The following is a 20,567-nucleotide window of genomic DNA, read 5'->3' as shown; positions in this document are numbered from 1 at the left end:
TCGGACGCCCGATGGACAGTGCCTACTCCCCCGTGCCGGAGCTGAACCTGCTCAGCGAACTTGAGAAGAGCCTCGGCGGAGAGTTCATCTCGGACGGTTTCGAGATGCTCGAATTCGGAGAGCCGCAGCACGATTCGTGGTCGGACGCCCCAGAGTTCGTCGAGGCGTTCCTCCCGTTCGCGGCCGCCACCGGCTCGGGCTCGTTCTATGCCTTGTGGCGGGTGGACGACCGCGCGGACCTCGCCGCCTTGCCCATCGCGGCGTTCGGCGACGAAGGGGGGATCCATCTCACCGCACGCGACCTTCGGGACCTGTTCCACCAGCTCGCGAGCGACCGGCCGCTGTCCGTCGACTGGGGCGACGCCTACTTCGCCGAGTACGAGGGCTACCACCGCGAACGCGACGGCGCCCCCGAGGCGCACGCGGCTTATGTCGCATGGCTGAAGCAGCACTTCGGCCTGGACCCGGTGAACGACCCCAACGACCTGATCAAAGCGGCCCGAGACGAATTCGGGGCACGCTTCGAGACCTGGATCAGGCCGTTCATCTGACCGGCGCTCTGGCGCATTCGTTGAACTACGCGGATCGCTCGTGCGCGCTCACGATCAGGCTCGTGGCGCCAGGTCGAGTGACGACCAGGTGGGGCTTCCAGCAGTCCGACTCTTCGGTCCCGACCTCCCGTCCGCATCCTGAGCAGACGAGGTTCGGTCCGTCGAGTCCGGTGGGCCCGCAACAGCCGGCCGAACGCGCTTGGTCGGGGTGACGGACCGCTCCGACGATGTCGTCGCAGTTGACCACGAAACCGCCTTCCCAACTGGAGACGTAAGCACCTCGCGGAAGATAGGGCTGCCCGGGAACGTCTCCGCGGGCGGCTTCGGTCAGTTCGATCTCGGTGGTGAGCCTTCGGGTGCAGTGGGCGCATGCGAGGTGCGGCATAGCGTCAATGATCAATGCGCACGGGCGGGGCAGGGACCAGGTCGCGCATGAGCGCGACGCCCACGACGTCCTGACGGGCGGCACGGCCTGCCGCGGCGTTGGGTTTTCAGGCGGAGGATTGGGAATTGGCCGGCTTGAAGGAGAGGCTTCCGTCGGGGTGTTCCCCGTCTTCTGCGGATAGGACCACGCGGTAGGAGGCGACTCTGGTTTTGAAGCCCGGGCGGTAGAGGCTGTAGCAGCGGTAGGGCGTAGGCCCCGGGGGCATGACGGCCACCTCAGGGATGTCGGCGTCGCAGCGGTACTCGTCGTCGCCGCCGGACGGGTGGTAGCCCCACTGACGGTGGACGCCTTCCCGGGTGAGTACGAGCTTCGTCGCGACGGCCGACAGCCTGTACCGGTATTCGGTACCGCTCGGGAAGTCCTCCCCGGGCTTGGCCGTCAGCCGCTTCGACACGATGGAGACACTGGTGCGGAACTCGGCGTTCTTGCCTCTGTAGGACACCGTGCACGCGAAGGTTTCCGGGCGCGTGCCGATTCGGCCCATGTTGGTGTCGCAACGGGCCTTGGTCTCTGCGGCCACGCCCCCGGCTCTGACGGTGGCCTTTTCCATCTCGTGCATGAGCCGTTCCATGCGCGGGGCACCGACAGGCGGGGCGGAGGTAAGGGGTTGCGGCACTGCGAAGCTGTCCGTCTTCGGTACGCGGATGCCGGGCTTCTTGCCCCCGTCGCCACAGCCCGCAGCCATCCCCGCCGCAAGGATCAGCGCGAATGTGAGGACGGGGCGCCGGCACCCCGAGATTTGAAGAACACCGTAAGTCATTGGACGATTACAGCACGTTGGAGCGGGGCGGAGGGGCCGCTGAGGAAGACCCGCTTCTTCTGTTGCGGTGAATGTTCTGGAGTGGACGGTCGCCTTCTCCCGCCGATCGCAAGAAGGGCCCCGGCGGCTTGTCTCCACCGGGGCCCTTTCTCATGCCTAGAGGTCGAACGTCCCGGCCTTCACCCGAGCGAGGAGACCGGTGAACGTGGTGTGGTCGAGGGGGAGGTGACCGCCTTCGGGGTTCTTGCTGTCCCGGATACCGATGGAGGTCGGAAGCATCGCGACCTCCACGCACTCTTGTTCGGTGTTGCTGCGGCTGCTCTTGCGCCAGATGGCCGCAGCGGCGACGTCGGTGCTCATCGTCCGTTCATCTCCCTTGCTACCTGCCGGAACAACGCCGAACTGTCCTCCTGGGGCAGAGCGTTGTCCCAGATGACCGTGAACGCCCCGGCGTAGCGGTCGATCTCGCGGGGTTTATCCAGATATAGAGCGCCGGTGAAGCCTTGTACAAACACCGTCGGCGGTTCGTGATCGCGCCCGTCCTCCTTGGTCGGGAACCGCAGGATGATGAACGCCCCCGTGTCGAGGCCGCGGTGCGAGCCCGCCGCGAACGGCACGAGGCGGATGGCCACGTTGGGGCAGTCGTTCAGTTGTGCCAGCCGGTCGAGCTGGGCCGCCATGACCGCGGGCCCGCCGATGACCCGGCGGACCACCGCCTCGCTCAGGACGACCTTCAGGTCAGGCGGGGCCGTGACGCGCGTGACCAGCGCCTGCCGTTGCATTCGCAGCCGGACCCGTCGTTCGACCTCTTCGGCTTGCAGATCTGGTCGGTTCTTCTTGAAGAGCGCGTAGAGGTAGTCGGGGGTCTGGAAGAGGCCCGGGACCAGCTCCGGCGAGTACTCCTCTCGGCTGCTCGCAGCCTCCTCCAGGCCGATGAAGAGATCGAATCCCTCAGGGATCACGTCGCCGTAGGCGTGCCACCATCCCTTTCCCTTGGTCTCCTTGGCCAAGCCCATCAGGGCGGTCTTCAGTTCCTCGGTTGCGCCGTACACGCGGCACATGGTCTCCACGTCGTGAGATCGCAGGGACGTTTGGCCGGTCTCGATCCTCCACATCTTTGCTTCGGACCATTCAAGCGCTTTCGCCGCAGCTTGTACGGTTAAGCGCGCATTTATCCGAAGTTCTCGGAGATACCGGCCGAGTTGCCGCCGGGGGACGGTCGAACCCGTGGTCGCCTCCGACACTCACATCACCTCCCTCTCGCATCTCGGGGCCGCCTTTCACCCGGAATGAAAGCATCCCCTCGCCCGGTCCGCAACAGGTCTCTGACCTGCGAAAATTCTCGCCAGGAGAATCGATCCGACCGCTTGCAGACCTTGCTTTCATGGTGCTCTACTCGGAGTCAGCACGGGAGTGAAACGCGATAATCCGCGATCACGGCGAGCCGGACATGGCACCCGTTCTGCGCACATCGCCATATCAACAGGAAAAACCAGCCCCCCGCACCAGAAGAGGCCGATCATGAAGAACAACCGACGTTCCCCGGACGGCTCCCGCCGGGCGCCCGGAGCGTGATCCCGCAACGCGGGATCGAAAGCGGCGGCGGCATGACTCCATCGGTTCCAGACGGCGTCGGCGAGGGCTCGAAGGGCGCGGAGTTCACGACCACGCTCGGGAATCTGCTGCGAGGCCACAAGCTCGCGGTCGAGAACGTCGGCGCTCTACGCCTGCGCGTGGCGAAGGAGCCGGAGGCGTCCGGCGTGGAGGTCGAGTGCCGGCGCCGCGCGAACGACGGCGATCGCTGGTGGTTCGTCCAGGACGGTATCTGGATGTGCGAGGCCGACAGCCCCGTCAACGCCGTCGTCCTGGTGAAGGCGGCTCTCGGGGCGGAGGAGGACCGGTGAACCGGCCGTACGCCGCTCATCCGCCCCGGCACGGCGAGGCACCGTAGCGATCACGCCCTGGGCACGCCTCCCCATACCCGGGGGCGTTTTCGATACGCCGACGATAGGTGCCGAGTCGTAGCGTTCGAGCCTGCCCAATCTGATCGCCGAGCAAGGTCCCCGAACGAGGGAGGCCGTGCGCGATGCTCCTTTCCCTTTGAGCGATCGCGGCAGGCATCGCCGTCCGACATCGCGGCGGAAGGGGCCACGAAAGGAGAAAGCCGTGGCTGATGACGGGAAGTGGGATCGACGTTCGCTGCTGCGAGGCGCCGCCGTGGTGGCCGGCGCATCCGCGACCGCGACGCCGGCGGGCGTCGCGGTCGCGGCCCACGCCGACGGTGGTGACGCGGACGCGCTGTTCAAGGCCGGGAAGTTCGAACAGGCCGGCCGCGCCTACGAGGCGATCCTGAAAAGAGACCCCGCCAACGTGCACGCGGCCCGTCGGCGCGGCCAGGTAGCGCTACTGACCAACCAGTTCTCCGACGCTGAGCACTATCTCGCCATGGCTCTGAGACTGGCGCCCAGCGACAAGGAGACCAATCGACTTCTGGGCGATTGCTACATCCGTCAGGACAAACTCTCCCAGTCCGTGCCGCACTGGCGAGCGGCCGGCAAGGACGTCTTCGCCACGTGGTTCGGGGCGGTTCAGGGCGAGCCGTACCAGGTCCACGGCGACGCCGCCCGGCTGCCGTGGCAGCAGATGGACCCGTCACCACAGGTCGAGGGGTCGGTCAACGGCGGACCGCCCAAGCGCTTCATGCTCTACACCGGCGCCCCATGGCTGGGCATGTCCGCGGAGGTGGCGAGGGAGGCCGGGCTGACCGCCGTGGCCGAGCAGCAGATCGACTACCTGGACGGCACCGCGTGGCAGTACTTCGGGGTGCTGGAATCCTTCAGGCTGGGCGACGTCGAATTGCGCAACATCCCCGTGGAGTGGTCGGAGACGGACCAGGCTTCGCCCGGGGGGCCCAGCGACGGCATCATCGGCACGTGGGTCTTCTACCACCTGCTGACCACCTTCGACTACGCGGGCCGGTCGCTGATCCTGCGCCGTCCCACTCCCGAAGCCGTCCGCCGGGTACGGCGCGACGCCGCGCGGGCGGGCGCCAGGCCCCTGCCGCTGTGGCTGGCCGATGAGCACGGCCTGTACAGCAGGGGCAGCATCGGCGGTTCCGGATCGCGATTGGTGGGACTGTCGATCGGTGGAACCAGCGAGAGCGCCGTGGCCATGCCCGAGGAGACGGCCAAGCGTCTGCGGATCCGTACCGACTACGACCGCCCGCTGGAGACTTTCGCGCACAGCCACCCGGTCGTCACCTATCCCTGCTACCCGGACGAGATCCGCCTTGGCGACGCCGTCGCCAGGGAGGTCTACTGCTTGGCGAATCCCTCCGGTAGACCCCCTCGCGCCGGGTTCGACTCGCTGGGGGCGTTCTTCCACCCCTTCTTCAAGCCGTACACCGTCACCCTCGACTTCACCGGCATGAATCTCTACATCGCCCGCGGCTAGGGCTCGTCCGAGGGGAAGTCGGTCGAGCGCGTCACGGCGGCCCACTGCTCGGCCTCGGCGGCGCGGGCCTCGGCGGACCTGCGGGCCAGGGCGAGGGCGTCGCCACCGAGGATGAGGCGGCGGGGCGGATCGTCGGCGGCGACCACGTCGATGACGGCCTTGGCGGCGCGGGCCGGGTCGCCTTGCTGGGTGCCGTCGTTGGCCTGCCGGTAGCTGTTGATGGCGCCGACCGTCTCCTCGTAGTCGGGGCCGACCGGGTGGAGTTCCATGGACGAGCCCTGCCAGTCGGTGCGGAACGCGCCCGGCTCGACGATGAGGACCTTCACGCCGAACGGCGCCACCTCGGCCGCGAGCACCTCGGAGAACCCTTCGACGGCGAACTTCGCGGCCTGGTAGGCGCCCATCCCGGGGGTGCCGCCCACGCGTCCGCCGATGGAGGAGACCTGCACGAAGGTCCCCGAGCGCTGGGCGCGCAGGACGGGCAGCGCGGCCCGCGTCACGTTCACGACGCCGAAGAAGTCGGTCTCGATCTGGGCGCGGAAGTCGTCCTCGGCCATCTCCTCAATGGGCGCGCTGTTGGCGTAGCCGGCGTTGTTGACGACGACGTCGAGACGGCCGAAGGCGACGGTGGCCTCCTCCACGGCACGGGCGGCCGCGGCGGGGTCGGTGACGTCCAGCGCGACCGCCCGGATCCGTTGGTCGTGCCTGGCCGCCAGGTCGTCCAACTGCTGCGGACGCCGGGCGGTCGCGACGACCTGGTCACCGGCGTCCAGGACCGCCTCGGTGAGGTGGCGTCCGAGTCCTCGCGACGCTCCGGTGATCAGCCATGTCCTTGCCATGAGTGGTTCCTCCGTTCGGTCGGGTGCGGTTCGCGGTCAGAGGCGGTGTGCGCCGGTGACGGCCTGGGCGAAGGCCGCGGCGTCCGGCAGGCCGGCCGGGGAGGCGGCGGCCCCGCCCGCGACCTGGCCGATCCCTTGCCGGACGCGCGTCTGTTGATCATGTTGCCCCTCCGTGCCGATTCCGTGCGTCGTCATCGACTCTCGCCCGAAGGGAGAGCGGCCACACCCGTCATTTGATGGTGAGACCCGATGTGAGTCGTTAGGGGTCAGCTGTCGCCGGCCCTCGCCAGGGCGTCGCGCAGGGCCGCCCGTCTCGGCCCCTGGACGTGCCTCAGCCGGACGCCGCGGGCGAGGCGGACGCGGGCCGGCTCGAACGGGAAGCCCGCCGCCGCCGGAGCGGACTCCGCCCGCGCGTACATGTCCTCCGCCTCCTTCTCGCCGGACGCGGTCATCGCGAGCGCGCCGTAGGTGATCAGCGCGAGGCGCGGCGAGATGCCGGGCAGGCCCGCGCCGAGCGCGGTTTCGGCGTGCAGGCGGGCCTGCTCCAGGCGGCCGGCCGCGCCGACCCGCCACGCGGCAGGGGGCAGGTTCACGAGGGTCGAACCGGAAGCCGGTGCCGGCGACCGGCGGCAGGGGCCGCTCGAGCCCGACGCCGCCGGACCGGGGGCGACACGCTCCGGCGCCCGCTGACCAGCGGCGACGTTGATCGCCAGGCGGGTAACCTGTGCCGGTGGCAGACCTCCCGTGGCAGCGCCCGGCGATCACGCCCGAAACCCACCGGGCGACCTCCTTCGAGATCTTCTTCGACCTCGTCTTCGTGTTCGCGATCACCCGGGTCGTCTCGTTCATGGCGCACTCCCCGTCCGCCCTGTCCCTGGTGCGCGGGCTGATCCTCCTCCTGCTGCTCTGGTGGTCCTGGGCGGCGTACGCCTGGCTGGGCAACCGGGTGCGCGCCGATCGCGGCGTGGTCCGGACCGGGATGCTGGCGGTGATGGCGGCCCTGTTCGTCGCGGCCCTGGTCATGCCGGACGCCTTCGGCCGCCACGCCGCGGGGGTCGACGCCCCGCTCGTCCTGGCGGGCGCCTTCTGCGTCGTCCGGGTGGTCTACTTCGGGCTGTACCTGTCGTCGGTGGCGGGCGACCGCGGGCTGCGCGACCAACTGCTCCTCGACGCGGTCCCCCAGACGATCTCCCTGTCCGCCCTCATCGCGGGGGCGGTGCTCGGCGGGACCTGGCAGACCGTGCTGTGGGCCGCCGCGTTCGCCGTCGACTTCGGTGGGGGCCGGATCGCCTCCGGCCTCGGCGGCTGGACGGTCCGCAGCGCCGGCCACTTCGCCGAACGGCACCGCATGGTGCTGATCATCGCGCTGGGCGAGTCCCTGATCTCCGCCGGCGCGGGGGCGGGCGACTCGATCGCCGGTGCCATGGTGCTCCTGGCGGCGCTGGTCGGGTTCGTCGCCGTCGTGTGCCTGTGGCTGCTGTACTTCCGCGGCCTGGCGGACGCCGCCGAGGGCGTCCTGGAACGCGCGTCCGGCCTGCGCCGTGCTCAGATCGCCCGCGACGCCTACACCATGGTCCACTTCCCGCTCATCGCCGGCGCCCTCTACATCGCCCTCGGCGCCCACGAAGTCCTGGCAGAGTTGTCCGGCGACGCCGCCGACCACGGTCGGGCCCTGGAGTGGCCCGTCGTGACCGCCTTGTACGCGGGGGCCGCCGTGTTCCTCCTGGGGCGGGCCGCCTTCGCCAGGCTCACCGTCCGTTCCGTTCCGGCGGCGCCGCTGGTCGTCGCCGCGGCGTTCTTCCTGCTGATCCCCGCCGCCCGGCTCCTGCCCGCGCTCGCCGCACTCGGCCTGGTGAGCGGGCTGCTCCTCGGCCTGGTCGCCTTCGAGAGGCGGGCGGCCGTCCGGTACGGCGCCGCGGACCCTGAATGAGGGCCCGCGGCAGAAGGCCGCGGCCGTCGGCCAGGGGGACGGCGCTCGGGCGCCACGGCCGCGGAGCCGCCACATCCCATGGCCACGGTGACTCCGGTCGCCTGGGCGAGCCGCACCGGCGCGCGGGGGCGGCGGCCCGGGTCGGCGCCGTATCCGGCCTCCTGGGCGACCGGCTCGGCGACATAATGGCGCGAACTGTCATGTAACAGGTGCGTCCCCCGGACTCGTTCAGGGCCGGCGGTTATGCGGGCGCGGGGCGGGAAGACGATCTCTGGTACGTGGCGGTGGACGGGTTGCCCGCAGGGGAGTTCAGGGGAGGGTGGTCCGCCGTGACGGAAGCAGAAGAGGGACGTCCCTTAGACGGACGCGTGTCTCCGCGCGTACTCCGGGGTCCGGTCGTGCTGGCGCTGGTCTCGGCGCTCGTTCTGGTCGGCGCGTGCTCGACGTCCCGCCGCTCGTCCGCCGACCGGCCGGGCAAGGCGGGCGCGGCGACCGTGGAGACGCCCGAGAACGCCAAGCCCGGCACGACGGACTGGCAGGTCCGCCGCAGGGGGGCCGAGCACGAGATCGAGGGGTACGCCGATCGCGTGAGCGTGCTGCCGGGCCAGTCGTTCCGGCTGTTCGTCTCGACCACGACCTCCGGGTTCAGCGCGGAGGCGTTCCGGATGGGCTGGTACGGGGGCGCGAACGCGCGCCGCGTGTGGCGGTCGGGGCAGGTCGCCGGGGTGCGGCAGGCGGCGGCCCGGATCGACCGGAAGACGCGCACCGTCTCGGCGCCGTGGCGGCCGTCGATGACGGTCGCCACGTCCGGCTGGCCCGCGGGCAGCTACCTGATCAGGCTGACCGCCGTGTCGGGCGCCCAGCGGTACGTGCCGGTGACCGTCCGCTCGCCGGACACCGCCGGACGGGTCGTGGTGCTGAACGCGACCACCACCTGGCAGGCGTACAACATGTGGGGCGGCCACGACCTGTACGAGGGGCCGTCCGGGTACGACGACCGGTCCTACGCGGTCAGCTTCGACCGCCCCTACGACAAGACCGGCGCGGGCAAGTTCCTGACCTACGAGCAGCCCGCGATCGCCCTGGCCGAGAAGGCGGGCGTGCCGCTGGCGTACGCGACCGACAACGACCTGCACAGCGATCCCGCTCTGCTGAGCAAGGCGCGCGGCCTGCTCACGCTGGGGCACGACGAGTACTGGTCGTCGGCCATGCGCCAGCGCGCCACGGAGGCTCGCGACCACGGCGTCAACATCGCGTTCCTCGGCGCCAACGCGGTGAACCGGCACATCCGGTTCGAGGCGACGGCACTGGGGGCCGACCGGCTGGTGGTCTGCTACAAGGACTCCTCCGCCGACCCCGTCGCCCGGACGAACCCGGCCGAGTCGACGCAGGACTGGCGGCTCCCGCCGAAGCCGCGCCCGGAGAGCGACATCATCGGCATCCAGTACATGTGCTTTCCGGCGGAAGGCGCGTTCACCGTCTACCGGCCCGATTTCTGGCTGTTCCGCGGCACCGGCGTGCGTGCGGGAACCCGGTTCCCCGGCATGGTCGGCCCCGAGGCCGACGCGATCGCCCCCGGCGGCCCGACGCCGCCGACACTGGAGATCGTCGGACGGTCCCCGATCAGCTGCGGGACCGGGAGCGCCGTCGCGCACGCGTCCTACTACACGACCCGCAGCGGGGCCGGGGTCTTCGCCACCGGCACCATGCGCTGGGTGTGCGCGATGCGGGGACGCGCCTGCGGCCACGGCGTCGACGAGGCGGGCCGCGCCTTCGTCACGCGGGTGACCGACACGCTCGTCCGGGCGATGGCCGCCGGACCGCTCGCGCGCAGCCATCCGTCCCGTCCCAACTCCAAGGAGCTCGCGACCGCGCCCTGAAGCGCGCCGCCCAACGCCAGTCCGTGGGGCGATCGCGTCAGGCGGCGATGACGGCGCCGGGTTTTCTGTCCACAGGGTGTGGACGGTGTGGAGGCGCCTCCGAAGGACGGGCCTTCGGAGGCGCCTCCGCCCGGTGCTCCGCCGCTAGCGGCGGGCCTTCATCCTGTAGGTGGCCTTCTTCGGGGCCGGGGTCGGGGCCTTGGCCGTCTTGCGCGGGGTCTTGCCGGACTTGAGGATCTGCTTGAGCTTGGCGGCGACCGGGCCGGACGCCAGGCTCTGCGGGGTGTTGCTCGCGTTGATCCCGTTGCCCAGGTTGAGGACGCCGGTCAGCTTCATGGAGTTCTGCGAGGCGGGCGACGGCAGCCCCATGAGCTGGTTGATGACGCCGTCGAGCATGCCGAACGGGCCGCAGCCCTTCGCGGCGGGGACCTCGATCGGCGCCTCCAGGGAGACGGCCGCCGGGACGAAGCCGAGGTGCGGGTCGCCGTTCGGGGAGCCGGCCAGGAAGGTGGTCGGCAGGCTCGCGGTGATCGGGCCGATGACGCAGGTCGTGCCGAGCAGCTGGTTGTTCAGGTGGACGTTGAGCGGCACGCGGACGCCGAGCCCGGTGTCGGTGAGGTAGGCGTGCACCTTGCCGGCCAGCGTCTGGCTGATCGTGAGGCGGTTGACGTCCCACATCGCGGCGGGCGACTTGCCGAGGATCGGGCCGATCAGCGGCAGCTGCGCGATGAGGCCGCCCGGCACCTCCACCTGCTTGGAGATGAGCTGCTCGCCGACCACGGGCGGGTCGAGGACGAAGTCGCCGGTCTCGTCGGGCGCCCCGAGGGAGCCGGTGATGCGGATGGCGCCGCTCGGCAGGCTCTGCCGGAAGGTGCCGATCTTGACGTCGCCGCCGGTGGTGACCTGCGTCTGGCAGAGGGACTCCACCGCGCACTGGTTCTGGAAGCGCGCGGCGGGGGTGGGGCTGCTGCCCGGGGCCGCGGCCGGAAGCGCCGGGTGGGACGTGCCGGACGGCGGGGCGGCCGGGTCGAAGTGCCCGATCAGGCCGCGGCCCGGCTCGGTGAACCACAGGTGGCCGCCGGGGCCGTTGACGATGCGGGTCGGCGCCGAGAGGGTCGCCGGCAGCGGGTACTCGGCGATCTCGCCGGTGGCGGGGTCGAGGCTGCCGATGTTGCTGGCGGCGGCCTCGGTGAACCACAGCTTGCCGTCCCGCGCGACGATGCCGGTCGGGTCGGAGTCGGGGCGGGGCGTGGCGTACTCGGCGACCTCGCCGGTGGCCGGGTCGAGGCTGCCGATCCGGCTGACGCCGGGCTGCGTGAACCACAGCTTGCCGTCCGGGCCGGACACGATGTCGCCCATGCCCGGGTAGCCCTGGAAGGTGAACGGCGTGTCGTAGGGGGTGACCTGGCCGGTGGCGGGGTCGAGCCGGCCGATCCGGCCGCTGGTGTCGGTGAACCACACCGCCTGGTCCGGGCCCACGGTGACCGCGTACGGGGACAGGCCCGTGGCGTACGCCGTGACGTTCCCGGACGGGTCGACCCGGCCGATCGTGCCGGAGTACCCACCGGTGATCCACACCGATCCGTCCGGGCCCGGCGCGACGCCGTTGACCTGGGCGTTGGCGAAGTTCACGTCGCCCGTCACCGGCAGCTCGAACAGCGTCGCGGCGCCGTTCGCCGGGTTCACGCGCCCCACCCGCGGGACGCTGTAGGACATGTCGGTGAACCAGAGCGCGCCGTCGCTCGCGGCCGTCATCGCGTCGGGGACGCCGGCCTGGTGCTGCGAGTTCTCACTGATCGTGAACTCGGTGACCTTGCCGTCGGCGCCGACGCGGCCGATGCCGCCGGCGTTCGCGGCGTACCAGAGGGTGCCGGACGGTCCGGCGGCGAGCCCGACCGGCGCGACGTCGGGCACCGGCAGCGCCACCTCGGTCACCTGGCCGTCGGCCGACGCCGGCGGCACCGCCGCGAGCGGGCTCAGGCCCAGCACCGCGGTGAGGGCGAGCGATCCCGCCCGTGTACGTCGATGGCGCATGCCATCGCCTCCCATGGTTCCTCATCCCCGAAAGCCGACAGGAGTAGCGGTGGTCGCGAAGGAGCACGGTGGCCGCGAGGGACCACGGTGATCGTGAACGACCACGGGGGCCAATAGAAACGCTGGAGTGTCCAGAGTCAAGCAAGATCGTCGGAACGGGCCGCTACCGGCCAACCGGTCCACCGGAACGTTCCCGGCCGCACCGCCGGGCGCGGGCCACGCCCGCGCTCGGAGGCGTCCCCCCCGGACAGGCGGCGAGCCGGAAACGCCGACGCGTTTCCGGCTCGCCTGTGCGGTGCGGAGGCCTAGGGGGTGGGCGACCCCCGCGGTCGTGCGCGGATCAGGGCGTCACGGGGAGGTGACGTTGATCTGCGGGAAGGTGCCGCCGCTGTTCTTGACGATGTAGGCGCCGTTCAGCGAGGCGGAGTCCCCGTTGTGCGCGATGCCGAGGCAGCCCGAGGTGACGTTGCTGACCGTGAGCCCGCTGCCGGTGGCCGTCAGCTTGCCGGTGCTGTTGGTGTAGGTGCCGGAGGCCGTGCCGGCGATGTCCAGCTGGCAGAGCCCGCCCGCCGCCGAGGCGTGCGCGGAGATGCCGCTCAGGCTGCCCGGGGTGACGCCGCCCGACGTGGCGCCGGTGACGTTCACCTTCCAGGGAAGGGCCTTCGGCGTCACGGTGAAGGAGAACCCGCCGCCGTTGCAGTTGGTGAACGAGATCGCGCTGATCGTTCCGACCTGGAGCGGCGAGGCGCCGCTCTTGGTCCCGTTCGGGATGCTGCCGGAGCCGGTGGACGTGGTGCAGGTCACCGCGATGCCGGTGCTGGTGTCGGTGATGACGAGGTTGCCGGAGTTCGTGGCGGTCACCGAGCCGCCGTTCGTCACGGTCGCGGTGAGGTTGGCCGCGTGGGCCGGGGCGGCGAGGAACAGGGCGAGGGCGGAGGCGCTCGTGGCGGCGAGGGCCGCAGAGGTGATCTTGCGCACGGGAATGACCTTTCCTGGGGGTGGGACCGGGTGCCTGGGGAGAGGCACGGGCCTTCCTGCGTGGGTGGGTGTGAGCTCACCATTCACCTACTAGCCGGTACGGTAAGCGGAGATTTTCACGGCGGACAAGGTTCGCACGCGGGGTCGACGCCGATTCCGGCAAGGTCTGTCAACGGATGAGTAAATCGCTTCGCGGAGTTTGTGCGCCGATGAGGAGGCACCGGGGACCTCGAAGCGGTCGGACCGGAATACGCCATGGAGCCTCACCGATACTGGCGACGCCGTTGACTTTCCGCAACAAATGCCTGTGAGTGACCCTATGACCTTTCACGCCGCCGTTCCGGGGCCTTTTCCGACTAGGGGCCCATGGGTATTTTGAACGGCATGTCGCTTCCGGTGGGGCAGCCCGCTTCGGCGCTCGGGCGGGAGGGCGCGCTCGTGCGACCCGAGCCGGCGCCTCCCGAACTCGTGGAGGTCCTGCGGTCCGGGCTCCCCGGACTGGCCGAGGAGATCTACACGGCCGTCCGCGCCACCGTCCCCGACTTCGCGGTCGCCGACGGCGGACCGCCCAGCCCGGAACGGGTCGTGCGGGAGGCCATGCGCACCTACGTGGCGCGCTTCGCCGATCCCGCGGAGCCGCTGGACGGGCTGCTGGAACTGCTGCACTCGTTCGGCCGCAGGGAGGTCACGGGCAACCGGAGCCTGGAGACCCTGCACGCCGCGATCCACATCGCCTTCGACACCTCCTGGCACCGGATCACCGAGGTGTGCGTCCGCAACAAGGTGTCGGGCGCCGACCTGGCCCGCGTCGCGGAATTCCAAATGGCCTTCATGGACCAGATAATCGACCCGATAGTCGAGGCTTATCTGGACCAGGGACTGAAGGCGCCGGTCGACCTCGTCCATTCGCGCAGGCTGCTGATGCGGGGCCTTTCCACGCGCCCGGTCGCCTCCCGCGAGGCGATCGAGCACCTCGCCGCGAAGCTCGGCTGGAACGTGCCGGAGACCGCGACGCCGGTCGTGGTCCGCCGCGGTACGCGGTGGCGGCCCGCCGCCGCGCGCCGCGACGTCCTGTCGGCTCTCGGCGGGACCGCGCCCTGGCTGCTCGTGCCCGGCGGGGTGGACGAGGCCCGGCGCGCCCTCCTCGGCGCGGCGCTCGACCGCGGGCCGGCCGTGGTCGGCCTGACCGTGCCGCTCGGCGAGATCCCCGACGCGCTGCGCTGGGCGCGCGGCGTGCTCGCCCTCGCCGAGGACGGCGTGATCGACCCCGCGCCGCTGATCCGCGCCGAGGACCACCTGCTGGACCTGTGGCTGACGTGCGACCCGCCCCTCGTGGAGGAGATCGCGCGGCGCCGGCTCGGCGGCCTGGCCGGCCTGCCCGAGGGCAAGCGGCGCGCGCTCACCGAGACGCTGCGGGTCTGGCTGGAGCAGTGGAGCACGGCGGCGGACGTCGGACGCCGGCTGCACCTGCACCCCCAGACCGTCCGGTACCGGCTCCGCCAGATCAGGAAGGAGGTCGGCGGCCGGCTCGACGACCCCGAGACGCGCTTCGTCCTGGAGGCGGTCCTGAAGGCCCGCCGGCGGACCCCGCCGGGCCGCCCTGCCTCCTGAACCCCGCCTCCTGACACCCCCGTCACCCACCCCACGGAGCGTGCGCGATGCCGAGGCCGTTCTCTCCGGGCGGCTTGTCGCCGCAGGAGTCCGCCGAGCTGCGCGAGCTCGTCGCGGCGCTGTCGCCGGACGTCCGGACGACCGTCGTCCCGGGCCTGGTCGACGAGATCGTGGAGAGGATCCGTGCCGCGATCCCCGCCTACGCCCGGCCGCCCGGAAGCGCGTACAACCACGTCATCCGCATGGCCGTCGAACGCAACGTGCTGGGCTTCCTGGACTGGCTGGCCGACCCGGCGCAGCCGCTCGACCGCCGCGACGAGCTGTGCCGCAAGATGGGCGCGTTCGAGGTGATGGAGGGGCGCCCGCTCACGGTGCTCCAGTCGGCCTACCGTGCCGCGATGCAGGTGGCCTGGTCCCGGATCCGGGCGATGCTGGACGACCGGGTCGCGTCCGTCCTGGCGGTCTCGGCCCTCGCCGAGGCCGTGATCGCCTACATGGACGACGCGGCGGCCCTGTCCCGGGAGGGCTACGAGCGGGCCAAGGCGGAAGCGTGCCAGGCGCGCGACGACGCCCGGCTGGCCCTCCTGCGCGCGCTCGCCGGCTCCGCGTCGACGGTCGAGCCCGACCCGGCCGCCGACTGGCCGCTCCCGGACGAGGTCACGCTCGTCGCCCTGCCCTCCGGGACGCTGCCCGTCTGCCCCCTGCTGGACGCCGACGTCCTGCTCGACCCGGCGGAACCGGCGCCCTACCTCCTCGTCCCCGGCCCGCTCACCGGCGACCGGCGGGCGATGCTCGAAGCGGCGCTGGCCGGGGAGCGCGCCGCGGTGGGCCTGACCGTCCCGCGCGCCCGCGCCGCCGACTCGCTCCGCTGGGCCAGGCGCCTCCTCGACCTGAAGGACGTCCTGCACGACGGCACCCTCACCCTGTGCGAGGACCATCTGATGAGCCTGTGGCTGCTGGCCGACGGCGCGCTGATGGAGCAGATCACGCGCCGCGGCCTGGCGCCCCTCGCCCCGCTCAGCGAGCGGCGCAGGCTGCCGCTCGTCGACACGCTCGCCGTCTGGCTGCGGACCCGCGCGCCCGCGACGCGGATCAGCGAGGAGCTCGGTGTGCACGTGCAGACCGTCCGGTACCGGATGCGCGTGCTCGAACACCTTCTCGGCGACGAGCTCGCCGACCCCGGCACCCGGTTCGCCATCGAGGCCGCGCTGCGCACCCGCAGGCTCCGGGCCCGGCGCCTCGACGCGACAACTTGATCAACGATTGACCGCGGACTGCCTTTCTCCGGCCGGACGGCCGGGAAACCTGCCCAGTGCGCGCCCGCCGGGGGCCGCCTCCCGACGGCGCTCCGCCGCCGAGATCTCCGACGATGGGAAGGAAGCGGGGTGGAGACGACAGCGGTGCTCGACCGGTGGCAGTTCGCGGTCACCATCGTGTACCACTTCCTGTTCGTGCCGCTCACCATCGGCCTGGCCTGGTTCATCGCGGGCATGCAGACCGCCTGGTACCGCACCGGCCGGGAGCACCACCTGCGGATGACGCGGTTCTTCGGGAAGCTCTTCCTGATCAACTTCGCGCTGGGGGTCGTCACCGGGATCGTGCAGGAGTTCCAGTTCGGCATGAACTGGTCGGTCTACTCCAGGTTCGTCGGATCGGTGTTCGGGGCGCCGCTGGCGATCGAGGGCCTGGTGGCGTTCTTCCTGGAGTCCACCTTCATCGGGCTGTGGCTGTTCGGCTGGAACCGGCTGTCCCCGCGCGTCCACCTCGCGATGATCTGGCTCGTGGTGGCGGGCACGTCGTCGTCCGCGTACTTCATCCTGGCCGCGAACAGCTGGATGCAGCACCCTGTCGGCTACGCGATGAAGGGCGGGCGCGCCGAGATGACGTCGCTCGGCGACGTCCTCCTCCAGCCGCTGCAGATCACCCACTTCTTCCACACGATCGCCGCCTCGCTGGTGACGGCCGGGCTCCTGGTCGTCGCCGTGGCCGCGTACCGGCTCCGCAAGGCCCGGCGGGAGGACGCCGGGCCGGACGACCCGGACGTGACGCTGTTCCGGGCCGCCGCGCACGGGGCGCTCTGGGTGACGGCGGTGGCGTCCGTCGTGGTGATCGGCGTGGGGCACTTCCAGGCGCAGCTCCTGGTCAGGTACCAGCCGATGAAGATGGCCGCGGCCGAGGCCCTGTACGAGACGCAGGCGCCGGCGCCGCTGTCCCTGCTGGCGATCGGGCCCTGGGAGAAGCACCCCGATCGCACCAACGTCGACATCGTCATCCCGCACGGCCTGTCGGTGCTGTCCACCAACGACTGGAACGGGGAGATCCGCGGGATCAACGACATCCAGCGCGAGTACGAGCGGCGGTACGGCCCCGGCGACTACACGCCGGTCATCGGCAGCGTCTACTGGTCGTGGCGGGTGATGCTCACCGTCGGGTTCCTCGTGCTGCTGTACAGCGCCGCGTGGCTGTGGATCATCCATCGGCGCGGGTGGGCGTCGCCCCGCTGGTTCGCGTGGACGGCCTACGCGTTCCTCGCGCTGCCGTTCCTCGCCAACACGGCCGGCTGGCTGGTCACCGAGATGGGACGCCAGCCGTGGATCGTCCACGGGCTGCTGAGGACGCACGACGCGATCTCCCCGACGGTCGGCACCGGCCACGTGATCGCCACGCTGGCCGGCTTCGCCGCCCTCTACGGGGTGCTCGCCGCGATCATGGGCTGGCTGATGGTCCGGGCGGTCCGCGCCGGCCCGGAACGCCCCGCCCCGGAGGTGACCCGCGAGGACGCGCTCCCGCCCATGCTCCACTGACCTGCCATCCGGAGGGTGCACTCACCATGGAGACCGCAGGGCATCTCGATCTCCAGACGCTGTGGTTCGTGCTGATCGCGGTGCTCTGGATGGGGTTCTTCCTGCTGGACGGCTTCGACTTCGGCGTCGGGATGCTCTACCCGTTCCTCGGCCGCGACGACCCGGAGCGGCACGCGCTGCTCGCCACGATCCTGCCCGTGTGGGACAGCTACGAGGTGTGGATCATCGTGGCGGGCGGCGCGACCTTCGCGGCGTTCCCCGGCTGGTACGCGAGCATGTTCTCCGGCTTCTACCTGGTGTTCTTCGGGATCCTCGTCGCGCTCATCGTGCGCGGCGTCGCGATCGAGTACCGCAACAAGCATGACGCGCCTGCCTGGCGCCGGCGCTGGGACGTCGCGATGCCGGTCTCCAGCCTGGCCATCCCGTTCCTGCTCGGCGTCGTGTTCGCCTCGATCACGCGCGGCGTGCCGATGGACCCGCGCGGCGAGGTCACCGGCGGGCAGGGCGTGCTGTTCGGCGGCTACCCGGTGCTGGCCGGGTGCGCGCTCGTGGCGGCGTTCGCGCTGCACGGCGCGCTGTTCCTCGCCGTCCGCACCCACGGCGGCCTCGAGGAGCGGGCGCGCGGCTTCGCGCTGGCGCTCTACCCGGTCGCGGCGGTGCTGCTGATCGGGTTCACGGTGTGGACGGCGGTGCAGGCGTCGTCGTCGGCGCCCTATCCCGTACCGGTCTACGCGCTGCTCGGGCTGGGCCTGGTCGCGGCCGCCGCGTCCGGGCCGCTGGCCCTGGTGAGGCGCCCGCTGGCCGCGTTCGCCGGGACGTCCGCCGCGACCGTGCTGCTGGTCGCCGCCCTGTTCGCCCGGCTGTACCCGCGGGTCATGGTGTCGTCCACGGCCGGTTCGCCCAGCCTGACGATCTACGGCACCGCGTCCAACCACTACTCGCTGGTGGCGATGACGATCATCGCCGGCGTGTTCGTGCCCGTCGTGCTCGTCTACCAGGTCTGGGCGCTGTGGGTCTTCCGGGCGCGGCTCTCGCGGGAGGACTTCGCGCGCCCGCCGACCCCGCTGCACATGATCACGCGGGGGGCGAAGGGGCCCGGGTCGTCGTCGGGGGGCGCGCCCGCCGAGGGCGGGGAGTAGGGCGCGGATGCGGGCGCTCGATCCCTGGCTGCCCCGGGACGTCCCCGGCGTCCGCCGGTTCCTGGCGGCGGCGGGGGCGGCAGCCGCGTGCTCGGCGGCGCTCACCGTCGCGCAGGCCGCGCTGTTCTCCCACCTCGTCGTCGCCGGTTTCCTCGGGGGCCGCGACGCCCGGGACGTCCTGCCCGCCCTGCTCGGCTTCGCGGGGGTGGGCGCGGCGCGCGCCGCTCTCGGCTGGGCGGCGGAGACCGGCGCCCGCACGGCCGCGTCCCGGATGGTCGGCGAGCTGCGCGGGCGGGTGCTGCGCCGGATCGTCCGGGCGCGCCCGGGGAGCGTGCCGTCCGGCGAGGCGGTGACCGTCACCACGGACGGCGTCGAGGCGCTGGAGGTCTACGTCGCCCGGGTCCTGCCGTCGCTGGCGACCGCCGCGCTCGCGCCGCCCGCGATCCTCGCGTGGACCGCCTTCCGGGACGCCCCGTCGGCACTGGTCATGGCCGCCACCCTGCCGCTCGTGCCGCTGTTCGGGGCGTTGATCGGCGCGTCGACCAGGGCACGGACCCGGGAGCGGTGGCGGGCCCTCGCCCTGATGAGCGGGCACTTCCTGGACGTGGTGAGCGGGCTGACGACCCTGCGCGCGCACCGCCGGGGCCGTGCCCAGGCGACCGCGATCGCCGCTACCGGCGACCGCTACCGGCGGGAGACGATGCGCGTCCTGCGCACGGCCTTCCTGTCGGCGTTCGTCCTGGAGCTGGCCGCCACCCTCGGCACTGCGCTGGTCGCGGTCGGCGTCGGCCTCCGGCTGACGACCGGCGGCATCGGCCTGGAGGCGGGCCTCGCCGTCCTCGTCCTCGCGCCGGAGCTGTACGGGCCGCTGCGCGCGCTCGCGGCCGACTTCCACGCCGGCGCGGACGGCCTGACCGCGTCGCGGCGGCTGTCCGCGCTGCTCGCGCTGCCTCCCGCCGTGCCGCCCCCGGCGCGCCCCCGCCCGGCCGTGTTCGGGACCGTCCGGCTGGAGGACGTCACCGCCGCGTACGACGGCCCGCCCGTGCTGTCCGGGCTCTCGCTGGAGATCCGCCCCGGCGGGTTCACCGCGCTCGTCGGAGAGAGCGGCGCGGGCAAGAGCACCCTGCTCGCGCTGCTCATGCGCTTCGTCGAGCCGGCGTCCGGGCTCATCACCGTGGACGGCGCGGACCTCGCCGGCTTCGACCCGGACGAATGGCGGCGCCTGATCGCCTGGCTTCCGCAGCGCCCGCGCCTGCGCCCCGGGCCGGTACTGGAGGAGATCGCCCCGGCCGGGCCGGGCGGGATGGGCCCGGTCGCCGCGGCCGAACTCGCCGGAGCCGGGTCGCTGGTGCACCGCACGGTGGGCGAAGCGGGCGACGGGCTCTCCGCCGGAGAGGTGCGGCGCGTCGCCCTGGCGCGGGCACTGGCCCGTCCCGCGCCGCTCCTCCTGCTGGACGAGCCCACCGCCCACCTCGACCGGGCCACCGCCCGGCAGGTGACCGACGCCGTACTGGCCCTGAGCGGCCGGACGGTCGTGGTCGCCACCCACGACCCGCGGCTCGCCGCAAGCGCCGACCACGTGATCGACCTGCCCGTCTCCCGCGCGGAGGCCCTCACATGAGCCGGGGGCCGCTGGCGGAGTCGGTGGCGGCCGCGCGGCCGGTCGCGCACCGGTTCGCCGGGGCCGCGCTGTGCGGCGCCCTCGCCTTGGGGTCGGGCGTCGCCCTGATGGCGACCTCCGGTTACCTCATCTCCCGGGCCGCGCTCCGCCCGCAGGTCGTCGCGCTGGCCGTGGCGATCACGGCGGTGCGCGCGTTCAGCCTGGCGCGGGCCGCGTTCCGGTACGCCGAGCGCCTGGTCTCGCACGACGCGTCCCTGCGGCTGCTGCGGGAGCTGCGGGTGCGGTGGTTCCGGCGGCTGGAGCCGCTCGTCCCCGGCGGTCTGCCGGGCGCCCGGTCGGGCGACCTGCTCAGCGGGTTCGTCGCCGACGTCGAAGCCGTCCAGCATCTGTACCTGCGCGGGTTCGCCCCGCCGCTCGTCGCGCTGACCGTCGGCGCCGGGACGGTCGCCGCCCTCGCGTGGCTGCTTCCCGCCGCCGGGTTCTGGCTCGCGCTGGGGCTGCTCCCGGCCGCGCTCGTCCTGC

18 protein-coding genes and 1 pseudogene are annotated in these 20,567 nt (G+C 72.1%); 11 read left to right on the top strand and 8 right to left on the bottom strand.

Annotated features, from left to right (window positions below; genetic code table 11):
- Window positions 1–32: 32 nt before the first annotated feature.
- On the top strand, window positions 33–551 hold the full coding sequence (locus ABWI04_RS19120; protein WP_353833267.1) for a hypothetical protein: 519 nt from the start codon (window positions 33–35) through the stop codon (window positions 549–551).
- Between the two features lie 491 nt (window positions 552–1,042).
- On the opposite strand, the gene ABWI04_RS19115 is transcribed toward ABWI04_RS19120, so the two are convergent.
- The 3 genes from ABWI04_RS19115 to ABWI04_RS19105 all read right to left on the bottom strand — a co-directional run bounded on the left by ABWI04_RS19115 (window position 1,043) and on the right by ABWI04_RS19105 (window position 3,000).
- The gene (locus tag ABWI04_RS19115) at window positions 1,043–1,555 is read right to left on the bottom strand and encodes a hypothetical protein (RefSeq protein WP_353833265.1); all 513 of its coding nucleotides are present in this window, start codon (window positions 1,553–1,555) and stop codon (window positions 1,043–1,045) included.
- 357 nt (window positions 1,556–1,912) lie between these two features.
- Window positions 1,913–2,116: a DUF397 domain-containing protein gene (locus tag ABWI04_RS19110; protein WP_353833264.1), complete on the bottom strand. Its 204-nt coding sequence runs from the start codon at window positions 2,114–2,116 to the stop codon at window positions 1,913–1,915.
- Window positions 2,113–3,000, bottom strand: a complete 888-nt coding sequence (locus ABWI04_RS19105; protein WP_353833263.1) for a helix-turn-helix domain-containing protein — start codon at window positions 2,998–3,000, stop codon at window positions 2,113–2,115. Before ABWI04_RS19105 ends, ABWI04_RS19110 begins: the two co-directional genes overlap by 4 nt.
- A gap of 363 nt (window positions 3,001–3,363) precedes the next feature.
- Here ABWI04_RS19105 and ABWI04_RS19100 point away from each other — a divergent pair, with 363 nt between their 5' ends.
- Complete coding sequence (locus ABWI04_RS19100; protein ID WP_353833262.1) at window positions 3,364–3,660, top strand: hypothetical protein; 297 nt, start codon at window positions 3,364–3,366, stop codon at window positions 3,658–3,660.
- Between the two features lie 262 nt (window positions 3,661–3,922).
- A complete protein-coding gene (locus ABWI04_RS19095) occupies window positions 3,923–5,209 on the top strand; it encodes an aspartyl protease family protein (RefSeq protein WP_353833261.1) in 1,287 nt (428 codons plus the stop codon).
- Here the strand turns inward: ABWI04_RS19095 and ABWI04_RS19090 are convergent.
- From ABWI04_RS19090 to ABWI04_RS19080, 3 genes are all read right to left on the bottom strand, one after another.
- Window positions 5,206–6,048 (bottom strand): oxidoreductase, encoded by an 843-nt coding sequence (locus ABWI04_RS19090; RefSeq protein WP_353833260.1) that lies wholly within the window; start codon window positions 6,046–6,048, stop codon window positions 5,206–5,208. The genes ABWI04_RS19095 and ABWI04_RS19090 overlap by 4 nt on opposite strands.
- A gap of 36 nt (window positions 6,049–6,084) precedes the next feature.
- Window positions 6,085–6,243: a hypothetical protein gene (locus ABWI04_RS19085; protein WP_345183454.1), complete on the bottom strand. Its 159-nt coding sequence runs from the start codon at window positions 6,241–6,243 to the stop codon at window positions 6,085–6,087.
- Between the two features lie 71 nt (window positions 6,244–6,314).
- Window positions 6,315–6,641, bottom strand: a complete 327-nt coding sequence (locus ABWI04_RS19080; RefSeq protein WP_345183457.1) for a hypothetical protein — start codon at window positions 6,639–6,641, stop codon at window positions 6,315–6,317.
- A gap of 137 nt (window positions 6,642–6,778) precedes the next feature.
- Here ABWI04_RS19080 and ABWI04_RS19075 point away from each other — a divergent pair, with 137 nt between their 5' ends.
- Both ABWI04_RS19075 and ABWI04_RS19070 read left to right on the top strand, forming a co-directional pair.
- Window positions 6,779–7,978 (top strand): low temperature requirement protein A, encoded by a 1,200-nt coding sequence (locus tag ABWI04_RS19075; protein ID WP_353833259.1) that lies wholly within the window; start codon window positions 6,779–6,781, stop codon window positions 7,976–7,978.
- Window positions 7,979–8,376: 398 nt separating this feature from the next.
- Window positions 8,377–9,858 carry a N,N-dimethylformamidase beta subunit family domain-containing protein gene (locus ABWI04_RS19070; RefSeq protein WP_353833258.1) on the top strand — a complete coding sequence of 494 codons (1,482 nt, stop codon included), beginning with the start codon at window positions 8,377–8,379 and terminating at the stop codon, window positions 9,856–9,858.
- Between the two features lie 144 nt (window positions 9,859–10,002).
- Here ABWI04_RS19070 and ABWI04_RS19065 read toward each other — a convergent pair whose 3' ends face one another.
- Both ABWI04_RS19065 and ABWI04_RS19060 read right to left on the bottom strand, forming a co-directional pair.
- Window positions 10,003–11,892, bottom strand: a complete 1,890-nt coding sequence (locus ABWI04_RS19065; RefSeq protein ID WP_353833257.1) for a Vgb family protein — start codon at window positions 11,890–11,892, stop codon at window positions 10,003–10,005.
- A 348-nt stretch (window positions 11,893–12,240) separates the two neighbouring features.
- Entirely contained in the window at window positions 12,241–12,870 is a 630-nt protein-coding gene (locus tag ABWI04_RS19060; RefSeq protein WP_345183467.1) for a hypothetical protein, read from the bottom strand.
- 384 nt (window positions 12,871–13,254) lie between these two features.
- Here ABWI04_RS19060 and ABWI04_RS19055 point away from each other — a divergent pair, with 384 nt between their 5' ends.
- The 6 genes and pseudogenes from ABWI04_RS19055 to ABWI04_RS19030 all read left to right on the top strand — a co-directional run.
- Window positions 13,255–14,481, top strand: coding sequence for a PucR family transcriptional regulator (locus tag ABWI04_RS19055; RefSeq protein ID WP_353833256.1), 1,227 nt, complete (start codon window positions 13,255–13,257; stop codon window positions 14,479–14,481).
- 47 nt (window positions 14,482–14,528) lie between these two features.
- Window positions 14,529–15,737 (top strand): PucR family transcriptional regulator, encoded by a 1,209-nt coding sequence (locus ABWI04_RS19050; RefSeq protein ID WP_353833255.1) that lies wholly within the window; start codon window positions 14,529–14,531, stop codon window positions 15,735–15,737.
- A gap of 129 nt (window positions 15,738–15,866) precedes the next feature.
- A complete protein-coding gene (locus tag ABWI04_RS19045) occupies window positions 15,867–17,285 on the top strand; it encodes a cytochrome ubiquinol oxidase subunit I (protein ID WP_353833254.1) in 1,419 nt (472 codons plus the stop codon).
- Between the two features lie 26 nt (window positions 17,286–17,311).
- On the top strand, window positions 17,312–18,424 hold the full coding sequence (gene cydB / locus ABWI04_RS19040) for a cytochrome d ubiquinol oxidase subunit II (protein WP_353833253.1): 1,113 nt from the start codon (window positions 17,312–17,314) through the stop codon (window positions 18,422–18,424).
- Between the two features lie 7 nt (window positions 18,425–18,431).
- Window positions 18,432–20,045, top strand: coding sequence for a thiol reductant ABC exporter subunit CydD (cydD, locus tag ABWI04_RS19035; protein WP_353833252.1), 1,614 nt, complete (start codon window positions 18,432–18,434; stop codon window positions 20,043–20,045).
- A pseudogene (locus tag ABWI04_RS19030) lies at window positions 20,042–20,567 on the top strand (thiol reductant ABC exporter subunit CydC); the annotation flags it as partial. The gene cydD and the pseudogene ABWI04_RS19030, both read left to right, overlap by 4 nt.

Origin of the sequence: Actinomadura sp. NPDC000929 (genome assembly GCF_040492065.1) — a bacterium.
Lineage (GTDB): Bacteria > Actinomycetota > Actinomycetes > Streptosporangiales > Streptosporangiaceae > Spirillospora > Spirillospora verrucosospora.
Note: the sequence above shows the minus strand (reverse complement) of the source record. Positions and strands in the feature narration are given on the sequence as shown.

Coding starts and splice junctions, on each gene's coding strand:
- ABWI04_RS19115 (WP_353833265.1), bottom strand. CDS start 1,555: ATGCACGAGATGGAAAAGGCCACCGTCAGAGCCGGGGGCGTGGCCGCA.
- ABWI04_RS19110 (WP_353833264.1), bottom strand. CDS start 2,116: ATGAGCACCGACGTCGCCGCTGCGGCCATCTGGCGCAAGAGCAGCCGC.
- ABWI04_RS19100 (WP_353833262.1), top strand. CDS start 3,364: ATGACTCCATCGGTTCCAGACGGCGTCGGCGAGGGCTCGAAGGGCGCG.
- ABWI04_RS19090 (WP_353833260.1), bottom strand. CDS start 6,048: ATGGCAAGGACATGGCTGATCACCGGAGCGTCGCGAGGACTCGGACGC.
- ABWI04_RS19085 (WP_345183454.1), bottom strand. CDS start 6,243: ATGACGACGCACGGAATCGGCACGGAGGGGCAACATGATCAACAGACG.
- ABWI04_RS19065 (WP_353833257.1), bottom strand. CDS start 11,892: ATGCGCCATCGACGTACACGGGCGGGATCGCTCGCCCTCACCGCGGTG.
- ABWI04_RS19055 (WP_353833256.1), top strand. CDS start 13,255: ATGTCGCTTCCGGTGGGGCAGCCCGCTTCGGCGCTCGGGCGGGAGGGC.
- ABWI04_RS19050 (WP_353833255.1), top strand. CDS start 14,529: ATGCCGAGGCCGTTCTCTCCGGGCGGCTTGTCGCCGCAGGAGTCCGCC.
- cydB (WP_353833253.1), top strand. CDS start 17,312: ATGGAGACCGCAGGGCATCTCGATCTCCAGACGCTGTGGTTCGTGCTG.
- cydD (WP_353833252.1), top strand. CDS start 18,432: ATGCGGGCGCTCGATCCCTGGCTGCCCCGGGACGTCCCCGGCGTCCGC.